The organism is Clostridium beijerinckii (assembly GCF_036699995.1).
Lineage (GTDB): Bacteria > Bacillota > Clostridia > Clostridiales > Clostridiaceae > Clostridium > Clostridium helianthi.
Genome location: NZ_CP144906.1, coordinates 2758625 through 2774465, shown reverse-complemented (window position 1 = coordinate 2774465; position 15841 = coordinate 2758625). Strand labels below are relative to the sequence as shown.

The window sequence follows — 15841 nt, the reverse complement described above, 5'->3', positions numbered from 1 at the left end:
TTCACTCCTTCCACAAGTACCCATATCCCCAATCCGTGCGTAAATACTCTGGAGCTGATGGATCATTCTCTATTTTCCTTCGTATACGTCTTATATTTACATCGACAACTTTTTCATCACCAACATAATTTATTCCCCAAACTTCATCCAAAATATCATTTCGTGTAAATACCTTATTCTTATTATTTATTAAAAATTGAAGCAAGCAATATTCTGTTGGAGTTACTTTGATATCCTTTCCAAGTCGAGATACTTTTTTATTTATTACATCAAGCTCAAATGGTCCTGATTTAATAACTGAACTTTCTTTCTTTGAATATACATGATTCAACCTTCGTGCTAACGAAATAATTCTTGCCTCTAGCTCAACCATGCTAAATGGTTTTAGTAAGTAATCGTCAGCCCCTTCTACAAGCCCTTTTACTCTATCTTCTTCCTGAGATCGTGCCGTTAGCATAATAATTCCAACATATTGACTTATATCTCTAATTTTCTGACACACCTCAAATCCATCAATTCCTGGGAGCATTAAATCTAATAAGACAATATCAATCTTTCTATTATTAAAAATAGATAAGGCCTCTTCTCCATTCTCAGCTTCTAGAACTTCGTACTTTTTCTTTCTTAAATTTAGGCATATAAAACTTCTAATAGACAGTTCATCCTCAACGACAAGAATTGTTTCCATATTTTCCTCCATTAAAATTCATCTTTAAGTAAATGAAAATTTTCCTTTAAAATAGGCTGTTCTTCTTTAATATCATCATAAAATATAATATCCTTCGTTTCTCCAAGCTTGGTTTTGTTCTCACCATATGAACTTTTGCTTATCCATTTTACTTCAAATAAATTATCCTGACTTTCATTATCTATAAGTCTAACACTTTGATCAAGCTTTTGAATTGTAACTTTACCATGCCACTTGGAGGGAATTGTAATATAGAAATGCTGTACACTATCTGTATATCTTTCTTCTACAATTTCATGTGTTCCATCTTCTCTATAATCAGAGTAAGTATAAATAAAAGGGATTTCTGCCATCGCTGCATCTTCAAAACCTTTAGGAATATACATTCCTCCAACATCTATAATACCGTCATTGTTTATATCTCTACTATATAATGGGTAAGCCTTAAATAAAATACCATCATTTTCATCTCCAATTTTAATAAATCTTCCTCTATCGCAAGTAACAATTTCAGTTAACATTGAATGGGCCCCTAATGCACTATCAATGAATAACGCATTATTCCCATCTGCTAATTTTCCACTAACGACATTTTCAATTACACCCTCAGGATTTAGCCCCACAAATGTGTGAGATTTCAATTGATTATTTTCATAATTAAACATTTCTGCTGTTTTTGATTTGCCTATTTCTCCATCAATTATTATAACATCAGGTTTATTATCTTCATTGCAATCCGATATATCTATCCATTCGTAAGTACGATTAACTTTATTAACTAATTCTTTTCCATTCAATTCATATATAAATAACTGTTTACTTGGTTCAGAATCTGATACTGACACACCTAAAATCACTTCTTTTTTCCCATCTCCATCAAGATCTTTAAGACTAAAATAATCTAGAATATTAAAATCAGTGGCTATATCAAGTATTTTATTCCATTTTTCATTTTCTTCCTTAAGCACTAATAGATGAACTTGTCTATTTTCTTTCATATCCCTATATAATACAAATGCTTCATTTTTACCATCTTTATCAATATCATCCATAAAAATACTTTGTTTTTCTTGTGAATTCTTAGTGACTAGTAATTCGCTGTCAGCCATTAAAATTTCTTTTAGCTCTTTATTAATTTCATTTTCTTCTACATTTTCGAGCATAGGGGCTTGAATTAAGCTAGTTGCGTTTACAACATTCCCACAGCCTGTTATAATACTCCCTAAAGAAATAATCAGTATTATAACTCTTGCACATTTTCTCATAACATATTCCCCCCATTTTTCATTCTGTTATTATTTAGTGTTACCTTATATATGATATATAATTACTTCATATCCATAATTTTTAACGATTATATGAACTATACGTTTTATTGTATTTTTCATTAAATGCCTGTGCTTCAATACTTGGCTTTTAGCTATCATCCTATAATTTTAAAATAAGAAAGTTGTTTTCAATTTACTAAAAATCATTTTTTTAAATATATATCGCATAGGTTTGTCCTGTGTTTGCATCATAATTTACAGATAAAAATATATTGTTATACTTAAAATGTGCGTCTCCATTTTTATCACTGACTGGATTCCCAAAAACTTCTTTAAATCTACTTATCTTATCACCAATCTTTACACCATTTAAATTCAAGTCATTTCTTATAATAAAGATTTGCTCTACCTTATCATTATTTTTCTGATCAAACCAAACTCTAATACCGGCTTTTTTAAATTCCACTCCACCTTCTCCGATAGAACTTGGCTTTTCATTTAATGTGCTTATAAGTTTTTCTTTACTCAAATCTAATAGATTCATATATTCTGTAAAATTATTCTTTCCATTATCCGACTTTGAGGCATCCATAGACTTGCTATCTTCAATTATTTTTACTGAATCATTTTTCTTTTTTACTTGTGAAGCTACTATTTCTTTATTATCCTCATTATTACTAGATTTTTCAATACTAACTACTTCTTCTGATATCTTTTCACCTTCTGTTTGATTGCTATTTTCTGAAACTTTCTCAACTGACACTTCTTTATTTTCAAGATCTATTTCAGACGACTTTTTAGGACTACATCCAACTATGCTTGCAGAACTTATAATGATAACACCTATTATGGCCGCTGAAAACAATAGTTTAAATCTCTTTTCAATTTTATTTATCATAATTATTCTCCTAACTAATTTTTGTTATTTTTTGTATATAATTAATCTACTTGGAAATTCAAAAAATATATATGTTTCAATCCACATTGCTCATTTCACAATTACGGCTAGAATTCTTGTAATATTTTTAGAATTATTATGAAGAATTATTTTCTCAATATATACTTTAGTGTTTTCTATATCTTACCTAAAGTATAAAAGATTTTTAAACTAAAAGCGTTACAAAAAAGTTACAATATTATGGTAAAAACTTTCAGTAAATTCCTTTGTTAATTAGTAAAAAAATTCTATTGCAATAATATTAATTGATTATAATAAAGAATTTTTTCGTTTTGAGGCATATAAAAAAGCCATCCTTTAAGGATAGCTTTTCTTTTAAGCTGGTTTGCTTGCTTTTTGGGTAAAACATTTAATTGCTAAGAATATCTTGTGTAAATTCATCTAAGTCTACATCTCCATAGATTCCATCGATAACACCTTTATCTGTATATTGATGTCCTGCTCTAGAATTCCATACACTATTAGCTGATAAGTTAAATGGACTCTTATAATAATTTGCTTCCCATAATGTATATTTAGATAATCTACTATCTAAATTATTTTTTATAAAATCTGAATATGTATATATACAAATGTCCATATTACTTAATTTTTTGAATTCATCTATGAACCTTAATGCATAACCCATGACATCAAATCCATCTTGTTCTATATCTAAAGCCGGTTTTAGGTCATTCTTCTTATCTTTTATGCTATTGTAAAAATTACGTGCTTGAGTCTCAGGAGAGCTTGTCCCAACTAAAAAGTGATAAAAACCTGTCTTTAATCCTGCATTTTGAGCTCCATTATAACTAATTCCTAAATAATTATCAACATAGGTTGTCCCTTCTGTGGCTTTTATGTATACACATTGGATTCCTGAAGCTTTAACTTTTTTAAAATCTATGTCCCCATTGTAGTGACTAATATCTATCCCTTTTAGTAAAGTATTAGAATTATTATTGACTGGATTTCCTGGCCCTATCTTCTTGCCATCAGAACCAATTTTATAACCATCTATTGTAGAATTTGTAACTAAAGCCCCAGATGATTTATCTAAATAATAAGTATCACTTCCAGAATTTATCCATCCTGTTGACATTGCTCCACTAGATTTTAAATAATACCACTTTCCATCAATATTAACCCATCCTTTAGCCATTGCACCAGTATCATATAAATAATACCAAGTTCCATTATCTTTAATCCATCCAGTTGCCATACTTCCGCTACTGCTAGAGTAATACCAATTATCACCTGATTTATACCATCCTGTAGCCATGGCGCCACTACTATAAAACATATAAATTTTATTATCTATTTTATTTAGTCCTGTCACCATTGCCCCTGAACCGTTTAAGAAATACCAAACATTATTTAATTTACTCCAACCAGTAACCATACTGCCTGATTGATCTAAATAATACCATATGCCATTAACATTAAACCATCCTGTTACCATTCTTCCATCGTATTTTAAATAATACCACTTGTTATCTGGTTTTATCCACCCAGTTGCTCTTGTACTATCGGATTTATAGTAATACCAGTATCCATTCTCTTTTTTCCACCCAATAGTTGATGTTATATTAACTTTTCCATCATCACTATTTTCAATATCTTGGGTACTATATTTATAAATAATATTTAATTCATTAGGCTTATTTTCAGGTATACCTGGATTAGGAATTTCTTCTGATGGCTTGTTAACAGCATTGCTAGATATTATTGTTGAATCAGCAGTTGCAGCTTGTACATTTAATACTTGTCCAAAACTTATACTAATTAAAAAAACTAGTATAAACGAAGTAAGTTTCTTTCTAATATTCACATGGATCAGTCTCCTTTTAATTCTCACTAAGTACTTAGTTATTTTTTAATCCGCTTCAAATCAACTCATCTAAAATTATACAATTAATGTCATTTTCAATCAATTGATTTACTATGGATATGGAGGGAAATAATAGAAGTTACATTCTTATGTAACTCTCTAATTTCTTCTTTTAATAAATCATCATTGGAATTATACTCGCTATTTATCATCTAGTGGCATAAATAAAATTTACTATAGGAAAAAATTAATAAATCTAACCTATACAACATAGATTTATAATAAGAGTGGAATAAAAAACTATTATGCTTTTTTATTCTACAAAAAAATGTATTATACTGGATAATAATTATTATTTATTAATAAAATGTTGCAATTTTCCGAATATTCCAATATAATTAATGTAACATATAGGTAAGGAGTGATGTTAAATGAAAAAAATACTCTCTAAGGCTTTTGCTAAGAAAATTATCGAATTTTTGATATATGGTCCAGGGTATAAAGCTCCTGAATATGCATATGTTCGTGTAACTCCTCCATCTTCTAACAGAGATATTTACGAAGATAAATTGAGGCGATAAAATTATATTTTTAATATATACAACTTATTAATAGTAAATATTTACGTGTGCATATAGAAAAAATAACTAGTAGAATTTAATCTGCTAGTTATTTTTTGTTAACAATTTCTAATAAACCTTTGAAATATAATTGGTTTAGTTTCTTACTCACTTTTTTATTATGTTTCATATTTAATTTTCATAAACTTTCCTTTTTAACTTTAAAACAATTTATACTTAAAACCATAAATATCAAAAAAATGTTTTATTTTAATATTAAAAACCTCTCTTTAAAAAACTACAATCTTTTTCTTAATCCTTACCAATTTTTATTATTCTTGAAAAGTATGAAAATATTTAGTACTATAAAATTATTATAATGAAACATATTTAATAATGAATCTATATTTATTGAGAGGAGAAGTGGTGTTAGATGGAATTTAATTTAACTGAAGGTACTTCATATATCAAAGAGTTTAAAGTTACAGAAAATGAAACAGCTATAAAAATGGGATCAGGTGATCTAGAAGTCTATGCAACCCCTGCTATGATTGCTCTAATGGAAAATGCATCAAAAAGTTTAGTAATAGAGGAACTTCCAAGTGGCTATACTACAGTGGGAATTGATATGAGTGTCAAACATATTAAATCATCTCCAATTGGCGCAAATATAAAATGCAAAGCTACTCTTACAAAAGTAGATGGGAAAAAATTATTTTTTGATGTGGAAGCAAGTGATGACCAAGGTACTATCGGAAAAGGTTCTCATATAAGGTTTATTGTAAACTCAGAAGATTTTATGAGAAAAACTAAAAATTGCTAAATAAATGATAATAACTATATTTAAAGAGACTCTCTCTTTAAATATAGTTATTGCTTTAAAATTGATTTAAATTCAACTTACTCCGATACTTTTCCATAAATATTTAAAATTAGTTTTGAATAATAAATTTATATCGATATTTTGATTCATTGCCCAAAGTACCATAGAACTTTGCAACATCGACACAATACTCTTTGATGTTGATAGAGAATCAATTTCTGGCAAAATCTCGCCTAATTCCTTTCCTTCTTCTACAACATTGTCTATTCCTTCTAATAATATATGGTTAAAATCATTTACTAGATTTCTATTTTCATAACTTTTTAATCCTTCAATTGTTATAAATGTGACAGCAATATAATTAAATCTATTTATATTTAGAATCTTTTTTAAATATGGTATTATTCCACAATATTTTATAAAAATTGTTTTCAGCTTTTTTTTTGTGGATTCATTACATAAATTGGTAGCGCCTATAATTTCATCAAAGTATGGAGAACAAAATTCTTCTATCACTTTATATATAAGCTCATCTTTACTTTTAAAATACTTATAAAAAGCACTTTTATTTATGTTAATTTGTTTAAAAATATCTCTAATAGATACTTCAAAAAAACCATTTTCCATAAATAATTTGATAGATGACTTTAAAATTTTTTCTTTAATTTCCACCCTAAAATTCTCCCTTTTTTATTTAACATTTTCCACCATTAATAAAAAAAACAAACTAAATATTATAATCTAAACTTAGTTTGTACTGTCTTAATTCCACTGAACTTTTATATATTATAATAATTCATACTAATTACTTTTATTAATATGGTAATTAGTATGAATATATTCTTGAAGTCTTTAGCTCTCTAAAGATCTGAAATTTAAATTAATATGTTTTATTTTAACCATCAGATTTGTAACTAATCTAATATTTATTTAAGTATTATAAATGTTCTTTATATTAATTCTATTGTGCTCCTGAAAATGCTATCCAAGGTTTTTGAATTTCTTGCTTTAGCGTGTTATAAGCATCAATTTGGCTTCTTAATTGAATATTTAGATCTTCACTGCTCAAAACTTGGGAATTATAAGCAGATTCAGTTATCATTCCTAAGTCATATTTAAGTTTTGCATCACTAAGGTTCTTGTTGCTTAATTCTATATTTTGCTTAATATAATTAATATTATCTTGTGCTGTAATAAGATTTGTATAAAGTGTTCTTAGTTGATTTTTAAAGTTCTTTTTGTCCTCATCTATACTTGTTTGTTCTTGATCTACACTAAGTCTATTACCTAAATAAGTTAAACGTGCCGATATGGCATTTGCATATGCACTTTTAGCAGCTTGATATTTATTGTAATCTGTGAGATAAGCTTCAATATTTCCGTTATAATCACTTAATTTAGGTTCTTGAGCTTCATCTGTTATTTTTTTTGCATCACTTACATCGCCGTCACTTATTTTATTATCGGAATCATAATAATGATCTTTCTTAAGCTTAAGTATTTGTTCCCTATATTTTAAATAGTTATCTATAACTTTATCTAGGTAAGTATCTATAGATCCATCTATTTTTAATGTTTCATAAGGAATATCTTGTTCCAAAGTATATTGTGTTACATCCTTACCTGTCAATACTTTAAAGCTATATTCAGCGTCCTTTAATGTATTTTCACTTGTTTTCTGTGTTATTTGTAAATTTTGAATTTCAAGTTCAGTTGATTTCAAATCACTTGATGTTACCATTCCTAGACTGCTTTTAAGTTTTGCATCGTTTAATGTCTTGTTTTTAATTTGCAATTCTTTTCCGGCTTTATCTATTTTCATTTGACTTGTAACGATATTATTATATGCTTTAGTAACTTTTTGTATTAAAGCATCTTGATCAAAATCCCTTTGTTGCCTAGCTTTATTTGCATTAGCGTCTCTAGTATCATCATTAAAATCTTCTTCGTCTCCACTAACATCTTTATAATCATCCAAGTCTTCATTTATATCATTAGTTTTATCTTGGTAAGTTATTTTACTAGTATCAAGTTGTAATATTTCGCTTATGCTGATTGCCTCTTTTACAGCTTCATCTAAAGTAAGTAATGGCTTTCCGTTTACGATTTGTGAATTTGTTGCAGTGCTTGTACTAGTAGTTGTTTGTTGAGTTGAATCTGCTGCAAGTGCTGGTACAACGCTACCACTCATAACACTAATCCCTATTGCAAATGCTATTATCTTATTTATATTTTTTCTCATGTATAAATCTCCTCTTCATTAATATTTATTTTAATATAAATTCGAATTCTCTTTTTATTTACTAGATTATTTTTCTGTTGTAGCTTTATTTTACTACAATTTTATTGTTTAGTAAATGTAGTCATAATTTAGGATTTACTCCTGAACCTTGTATTTAAACTAATACACTTTATATATGGATCATACTAAAACTTAATTTTAGTATGATCTTATTAATATTAGTGATTTCTTTGTTATATGCTTACATTTGATTCACTATCAATTGGAGTTGATTTTTTTCTACGAATTTTTTTTGCAAATCTTCTCTTTAATCCATCAAGTAGCGTATAAACTATTGGAACTACGAATAATGTTAATATTGTTGAAGTGATTAATCCTCCAATTACTGCTTGTGCCATCGGCTTACGCATTTCAGTACCTGCTCCTGTAGCTATTGCTGTAGGAATCATACCAAATATCATGGCTAAAGTAGTCATAACTATCGGACGCAATCTTACAAGCCCAGCTTGGACTAATGCTTCATTCCTAGGCATTCCCTCTTTGATCCTTTCTTTCGCAGCATCAACCAGCAAGATACCATTTTTAGCAACGAGTCCCATAAGCATTATGATACCTATCATGGCTATCATACTTAATTGACTTCCACCAGCAAATAATCCTATTATTGCTCCAATCATTGCAAGTGGTAAAGCAAACATTATAGCTATAGGATCAACAAAACTTTCAAATTGAGCTGCCATAACCAAATATAGTAGAAGAACTGATAAAACTGCATTTTGCACTAAACTATCCATACTCTTCTGCATGCTTCCCATTGATCCTCCAACAGATAATGAAACTCCTGGTGGCAATTCACTTTTTATCTTAGCTAAATATTTATCTTTGAAAGTACCTGTAGCCAAACTTTTTACATTACAAGAAAGTTCAACTTGTGCCTGTTTATTGTATCTGTGTAATGTTGAAGAAGTTGTCCCAACAACTTTTTTAGTTACATCCGTTATAGGAACCAGCTTATTATTTGAACCAGAAACATAAATTCCATCTAGGTTATTAAGATTTTTACGCTCACCATCTTGTAACATTACCTTAACATCATATCTATCTTTTCCACCATCATATTTAGTTACAGTTGACCCATTAAATAATGTAGCCAAAGTGCTTGCAACATCTGAACTATTAACGCCTAAATCGGCTGCCTTATCACGATCTACAGTCATCTTTACTTCCGGTGTACCTGAGTTAGTATTAACACCTACATCGCTTGCCTGAGGATCCTTAGCAATCTCTGCTTTCATTTTTTCTGCAAAAGCTTGAACTTTTGCTCTATCACTACCAACAAGGTCATACGTTACATCTTTAGAAGAGCCTCCGCCTCCTCCACCCATAGATGCGGCTGATGCTGTAACCTCCATTCCAGGTAGTACCTTTAGATCGGTTCCAAGTTTTTGTGCCATATCTCTTGAGGTGATCTTACGCTGTTTCTTATCTACCAATGTAATGTTAACTGTTGCTTTGCTATTAGTAACTGTTGAGTATAAATATTGAACTTCTGGATTCTTCTTAATTATCTCTTCAATCTGTTTAGTCTCTTGACTTGCAGTATCTAACGTTATGCCAGAATCAAAGTTAGCACTAACAGTTATCTGTCCTTTATCAGTTATAGGTATCATAGTAAAACCTAATGATGGAATAAGGGCAAGACTTGCTATAAACATAACCCCACAAACAGCTAAAACTATTAATCTTTTATGAAGAAGATAAGCTAATAAATGTGAATATTTTTCAGCTAATGTATCAAATTTACTATTAAACCCCTTGAAAAACTTACCAACAAATGTTTTACTCTCTCTTCTTTCTGAGTTAAGCATTCTAGAAGACATCATCGGTACAAGAGTAAATGATACAAATAATGAAACCGCCATACTAAAAACAATTGTAAGTGAGAATTCTATGAAAAACTTTCCAATAATTCCTTCTATCATTGCTAAAGGTAAAAATACAGCGATAACAGCTAAAGTTGTTGCAATTACTGCAAATCCGATTTCTGACGTAGCATCTTTAGCTGCTTCAATTGGACGTTTTCCCATATGCAAATGTCGTACAATGTTTTCTATAACAACTATAGAGTCATCAATTAAAAGTCCTACTGCCAGTGATAATGCCATTAGAGACATAGTGTTTAGTGTAAAGTTCATCTCTTTCATACATACAAACGTAGTTATTATAGATATTGGAAGAGATGATGCACTTATAAGTGTACTTTCCCATTCATTTAAGAACAAGAATACAATAACAACTGCTAATATACATCCCTCTATGATAGTATTCATAACATCATCTACTGTATCTCGTATAGATGTTGAATTATCACTAACAATATCAGCATGCATGCCCTTAGGTAGTGAAGCTTTAACTTGTTCTAATGCTGCTTTAGCGTCTTTAGCAACTTCTACCGTATTAGCACCAGATTGCTTAACTATATCAATACCAATTGATGGATTGCCTTGATAATAAGCCTGACTTTTTCTCTCTTCAATCCCATTTTCAACTGTTGCAATATCCCTTATCCTAATTTCTGTGCCATTTTTATTAGATACTAAAATATTCTTAAAATCTTCTACTTTTTGTATTTTACTAGTTGTTGTAATAGATATCTCATTATCTCCATCTGTAACTTTTCCAGTGGATTGATCAATATTATCATTTCTAATACTATTTACTACAGCACTTGATGTAAGGCCATATTGTAATAATTTATTATTATCTAGCTTTATGTGAATTTCCCTTGTATCCTCACCAGATACATTTATTGCTCCAACACCAGATACTGTATATAACTTTGTTTTTAAAGTATTATCTACAAAGTCTGCCATTTCTTGATTATCACTTGAACCATAAACAGCTATAGATATGATTGATGTTGCTGACATATCAAAATTTGAGACAACTGGATCATTGATATCAGTTGGTAACTGTCCTCGAGCACTTGAAATCTTATCTCTAACTTCTTGTGCAGCAACCTTACTATCTTTGCTCAAGTCAAATTCTATAACAGTTTGTGACATTCCTGAGCTTACACTTGAAGTTATATTTTGAACTCCAGAAATTTGTTGTACTGAATCTTCTACTTTTTTTGTTATTTTACTTTCAATTTCTTCCGGTGTTGCCCCATTCTCTGTAACAACTACTGAAACATATGGTAAATCAGCGTTTGGCATATCATTAAGTGCTAATTTTTTGTAAGATACAAACCCCAATATAGTAAGGACAATCATTATAACTGATATAAATACGGGTCTTTTAATGCTAATATTTGCTATATTCATTTATTATCCCTCCTATTTAGTTGTTGCATCGTCTGCACTGCCATCTTGTTCAGAAGCTGCTTTATCTGAATTATTATCTTCCTTTATAGCTACGTCTACTTCACTACCATCTTGAATAGTACTTGTATTTGTGCAAATTACTTGATCTCCATCTTTAATGCCATCTGTTATTTCAACACTGTTTTGATTTGTTTCTCCAATAGTTACTTTTTGTTTTTTAGCTGTTCCATTATCATTTATGAAAACAGAATAATCCCCTTCATTACCAACTAAAGCATTAATTGGAACAGTTAAAACCTGTGTTTTTTGATCACTAATAAGCTGAGCCTTTGCAAATATACCAGGCAGTAATGATTTATCACTATTATCTATTTTTATTTTACAATTAAATACTCTAGTTGTAGCATCTGCAGCTGAATCTATAGTTTGAACAGTTCCATTATAAGTTTTATCACTTCCATCTACTGTAATTGTTGCAGCTTGACCTATCTGTACTCCTCCTATTTTTTCTTGCGGTACTTGTATTGTTGCATATACAGAGGATATATCATTAACCTTTGCAAGAGCTGCTCCTTGAGATGCCATCTGCCCTACATTTAAAACTTTATCGCTTATTACGCCACTTATAGGCGCTTTAATCACTGTGTTAGCTAAATCGCTTTGAGCCTTTTGCAAATTTACCTTTTGTGCTTCTAAACTTGCTTTTGAACTTTCAATGCTTGCTTTTGCCGATTCAATACTTGCTAATCCTGAACTATAATCTGCTTTAGAAGTGTTTAGAGCTTTTTCTGATGACTCAAGATCTGTTTTTGATATAGCACCTCCATCAAAAAGTGTCTTTTGCCTGTCATAATTACGCTGTGCATCATCCATAAGAATTTGCAATTTCTGCAGCGTTACCTGCGATGAATTTAGTTGCTGTTGTGTTGAATTTAGTTGTTGCTCACTAACTTGCACCTGAGCTTGTGCGGTTTTTATACTATTTTGTATATCTTGGTCATCTAGCGTAGCTATAGTATCACCAGCATTCACATATTGTCCATTTTCAACAGACACATTAACAACCTTTGCTGCTATCTTACTAGTTATAATCCCTTGCTGATAGGCTTCTAAGGTTGCTTTATATGAATCCCCTAAACTTTTTTCCTCTGATTTCACTACCAGCGCTTCAACAGCTGTTTTACTAGCTGCAACAGCAGTGGTTGCTTGTTTTTTAGCTGTGAATAACTTAGTTTTAGCTACTGCAGCACAACCTATTACAGCTATAACAATTACAGCATATATAACTATTTTTTTTACATTTTTCATGTTTCACACTCCTAATCTGTAAACATATAGTTTATTTTGTTAATTTATATATTATAAATTTAATTTTTCTTTGTACCAATTCCACCCATAATAAAACTTATCAGCTTTTCATTTTCCTCTCTTCTTTGTTCTACTGAATAATAATTTTCATGACAAGTCCGATGACAATGTAATGCCACCATTCCTCCTATAACATTTGTAGCAAAATCAATGTCTATGCCTGTATCCATTACCTCCCCCTCTTCGATACCTTGCTTTAGAATATTGTATGTAATATTTTTTCCATTTCTTTTTATATCTTTTATAAAATTTTCAAGATCACGTTTTGCTTCAGGATTTAATTCTGAAATCTCATTTGTTATATAATAACTTATCCTTCCAGCCCTTTCTATAATAGCATGCTCAGTTAATTCTATAAGCTTTCCTAGCTTTTTAAGAAATGATTCTTCTTGTGATATCTTCTGATTTGCATTTATAGTGAAATTTCTATGGTCGTACTTTAAAGCTTGTACAAATAAATCATCTTTACTTCTAAAGTATTCATATATTGTACCCTTACCTATCTGTGCCTTGTCTGCAATATCCTGCATATTAGTTCCCGAAAAACCTTTTTTAAAAAATATGTCTATTGCAGCGGCAAGAATTTCATTTTCCTTATTTTTCAATCTTGCCAAAAAAATCACCTCACTTATAAAAATACTGTATTACAATAAATTACTGACTCATTATATTCACACTTTATTTAAATGACCGACCAGACAGTCAATGATTCACATGCAAATAAATCATTGAAACATTTTATATGTACATGAAAATAATACCATACTTTTAATTTTTATACTTTGTTTGTAACCTAAAAAATATCTTAATTTTTATGATTTACAAAACATATCAGCCTAAAATTGTTTGGATTATTATTTATCTATAGCTATCATTTGCTACTTATGTTATTTTAATATGGAGTGTATCATAGAATTATTAACTGAATTTAAACTTTTCTATTTATTTCAAATTTAATTATTACAGTAAATATTTTATATATAATTAAATACTTGAATTGATATATAAATATGATACTTTTAAACATAGATAAAAAAAAGTATAATTAGTGCATACGAGGGAGGTATCCAAATGTTTCATATTTTGATTGTAGAAGACGACAAAGAGTTAAGAGAATTATTTTCAACTGTTTTACTTAAAAATGGCTATAAAACTACTAGTGCGAAAGATGGAATCGAAGCGCTTAATGTTTTGGATAAGGAATATATTGATTTAATTATTTCTGATATCATGATGCCAAATATGGATGGTTTTGAACTAATAAAATCTATTCGTGATGCTCAATTTAATCTACCTATATTAATGATTACAGCTAAGGAAAGCTTTCAGGATAAGCAACGTGGTTTTCTTCTTGGAATTGATGACTACATGGTTAAACCAATTGATGTTAACGAAATGGTGTTAAGAGTAGGTGCATTACTTAGAAGAGCTCAGATTATTAGTGAAAGAAAGCAAATCGTTGGTGATACCATGCTTGAATATGATTCCTTATCAGTATATCAAAATGGTGAGGCAACAGTCCTTCCACAAAAGGAATTTTATATTCTATATAAGCTTATTTCATATCCTAATCGCATATTCACAAGACAAGAACTTATGGATGAATTTTGGGGACTTGATTCTGAAACTGATATAAGAACAGTAGATGTACATATTAACCGTTTGCGTGATCGCTTTAAAAATAACATAGATTTTGATATCTTGACTGTAAGAGGACTCGGATATAAGGTGGTAAAAAATTATGAATGATAAACCAAATTTAAAATTAGGCTTAGTCTTTTCATTTATTATTTTTTCAATAATGTTTGTATCATCAGTGCTTACTGCAATTTTAGCCATAATCTTTCATCCAAATTTCTCTTCGGAAGCTAATAAGTTTCTTTGGCCAATTATCGATCTATCTATAATTAGTATAATAGTTGGGACAACCATATCAGCTATAATAGGCAAAAAAATATTAGCTCCACTAGTAAAATTTAGCGAAGCAATTATGGAAGTCGGAAAAGGTAATTTTAATATCAAATTAGATGAAGATAAGTATTACTACGTTGAAGAGCTAAAAAAAATGTCTCAGAACTTTAATATTATGGTAGACGAGCTAAACAACATAGAAACCTTTCGAAGTGACTTTATTGCTAATGTATCGCATGAATTCAAGACTCCCCTTGCATCTATTGAAGGTTACACAACTTTGCTACAGGATAACAATCTAAGTAAAGAAGAAAAGTCTAAATATACAGATAAAATATTAAATAATACAAAAAGGCTAACAAGCTTAGTTGGCAGCATATTACAGATTTCAAGATTAGAGAATCAAGATATAATAGCAGAAAGAAGTAAATTCAAATTAGATGAGCAGCTAAGACAAACTCTATTGCTTTTAGAATCCAAATGGTCCAACAAAAATATTGACTTAGATATAGATTTAGACTCAATTACTTTTCATGGAAATGAAGAACTGTTGATGCAAGTATGGATAAACATACTTAGTAATGCAATAAAATTCACACCTGAATATGGTACTATTAGATGCACTTTAAAGAAAGATAAAAACTGGATTACAACAAACATTTCAGATAATGGTATAGGTATGAACGAAGATACACAAAAGCATATCTTTGATAAGTTTTATCAAGGCGATAAATCACATTCTTCTGAAGGCAATGGTTTGGGATTAGCACTAGTAAAAAGAATTGTTGACTTATGTGGTGGAGAAATAGAGGTATATAGTGAATGTAAAAAGGGATCTACTTTTATAATCAAGTTACCATGTTAATTTTTAATTTCTATAAACATAA

13 protein-coding genes are annotated in these 15841 nt (G+C 29.6%); 4 read left to right on the top strand and 9 right to left on the bottom strand.

Going from position 1 to position 15841, the window contains the following annotated elements; translation table 11 throughout:
- Position 1: 1 nt before the first annotated feature.
- The 4 genes from PZA12_RS12870 to PZA12_RS12855 all read right to left on the bottom strand — a co-directional run bounded on the left by PZA12_RS12870 (position 2) and on the right by PZA12_RS12855 (position 4724).
- On the bottom strand, positions 2-688 hold the full coding sequence (locus PZA12_RS12870; RefSeq protein WP_078115574.1) for a response regulator transcription factor: 687 nt from the start codon (positions 686-688) through the stop codon (positions 2-4).
- 11 nt (positions 689-699) lie between these two features.
- The gene (locus PZA12_RS12865; protein ID WP_078115575.1) at positions 700-1953 is read right to left on the bottom strand and encodes a hypothetical protein; all 1254 of its coding nucleotides are present in this window, start codon (positions 1951-1953) and stop codon (positions 700-702) included.
- Between the two features lie 214 nt (positions 1954-2167).
- The gene (locus tag PZA12_RS12860; protein ID WP_078115576.1) at positions 2168-2854 is read right to left on the bottom strand and encodes a hypothetical protein; all 687 of its coding nucleotides are present in this window, start codon (positions 2852-2854) and stop codon (positions 2168-2170) included.
- Positions 2855-3263: 409 nt separating this feature from the next.
- The gene (locus PZA12_RS12855; protein ID WP_078115577.1) at positions 3264-4724 is read right to left on the bottom strand and encodes a GH25 family lysozyme; all 1461 of its coding nucleotides are present in this window, start codon (positions 4722-4724) and stop codon (positions 3264-3266) included.
- 431 nt (positions 4725-5155) lie between these two features.
- On the opposite strand from PZA12_RS12855, the gene PZA12_RS12850 reads away from it, so the two are divergent.
- Together PZA12_RS12850 and PZA12_RS12845 are read left to right on the top strand one after the other, a co-directional pair.
- Complete coding sequence (locus tag PZA12_RS12850) at positions 5156-5305, top strand: hypothetical protein (protein WP_171771423.1); 150 nt, start codon at positions 5156-5158, stop codon at positions 5303-5305.
- 412 nt (positions 5306-5717) lie between these two features.
- Entirely contained in the window at positions 5718-6107 is a 390-nt protein-coding gene (locus PZA12_RS12845) for a thioesterase family protein (RefSeq protein ID WP_078115578.1), read from the top strand.
- A gap of 72 nt (positions 6108-6179) precedes the next feature.
- Here the strand turns inward: PZA12_RS12845 and PZA12_RS12840 are convergent, their stop codons facing one another.
- From PZA12_RS12840 to PZA12_RS12820, 5 genes are all read right to left on the bottom strand, one after another.
- Complete coding sequence (locus PZA12_RS12840) at positions 6180-6779, bottom strand: TetR/AcrR family transcriptional regulator (protein ID WP_206490915.1); 600 nt, start codon at positions 6777-6779, stop codon at positions 6180-6182.
- 289 nt (positions 6780-7068) lie between these two features.
- Complete coding sequence (locus PZA12_RS12835; protein WP_078115580.1) at positions 7069-8349, bottom strand: TolC family protein; 1281 nt, start codon at positions 8347-8349, stop codon at positions 7069-7071.
- 233 nt (positions 8350-8582) lie between these two features.
- Positions 8583-11675 (bottom strand): efflux RND transporter permease subunit, encoded by a 3093-nt coding sequence (locus tag PZA12_RS12830; protein ID WP_078115581.1) that lies wholly within the window; start codon positions 11673-11675, stop codon positions 8583-8585.
- Between the two features lie 12 nt (positions 11676-11687).
- Positions 11688-12983 carry an efflux RND transporter periplasmic adaptor subunit gene (locus PZA12_RS12825; RefSeq protein WP_078115582.1) on the bottom strand — a complete coding sequence of 432 codons (1296 nt, stop codon included), beginning with the start codon at positions 12981-12983 and terminating at the stop codon, positions 11688-11690.
- A 59-nt stretch (positions 12984-13042) separates the two neighbouring features.
- Complete coding sequence (locus PZA12_RS12820) at positions 13043-13666, bottom strand: TetR/AcrR family transcriptional regulator (protein WP_338481386.1); 624 nt, start codon at positions 13664-13666, stop codon at positions 13043-13045.
- 448 nt (positions 13667-14114) lie between these two features.
- Here PZA12_RS12820 and PZA12_RS12815 point away from each other — a divergent pair, with 448 nt between their 5' ends.
- On the top strand, positions 14115-14792 hold the full coding sequence (locus PZA12_RS12815) for a response regulator transcription factor (RefSeq protein WP_077842923.1): 678 nt from the start codon (positions 14115-14117) through the stop codon (positions 14790-14792).
- Positions 14785-15819: a HAMP domain-containing sensor histidine kinase gene (locus tag PZA12_RS12810; protein ID WP_078115584.1), complete on the top strand. Its 1035-nt coding sequence runs from the start codon at positions 14785-14787 to the stop codon at positions 15817-15819. Before PZA12_RS12815 ends, PZA12_RS12810 begins: the two co-directional genes overlap by 8 nt.
- Positions 15820-15841: the final 22 nt, after the last annotated feature.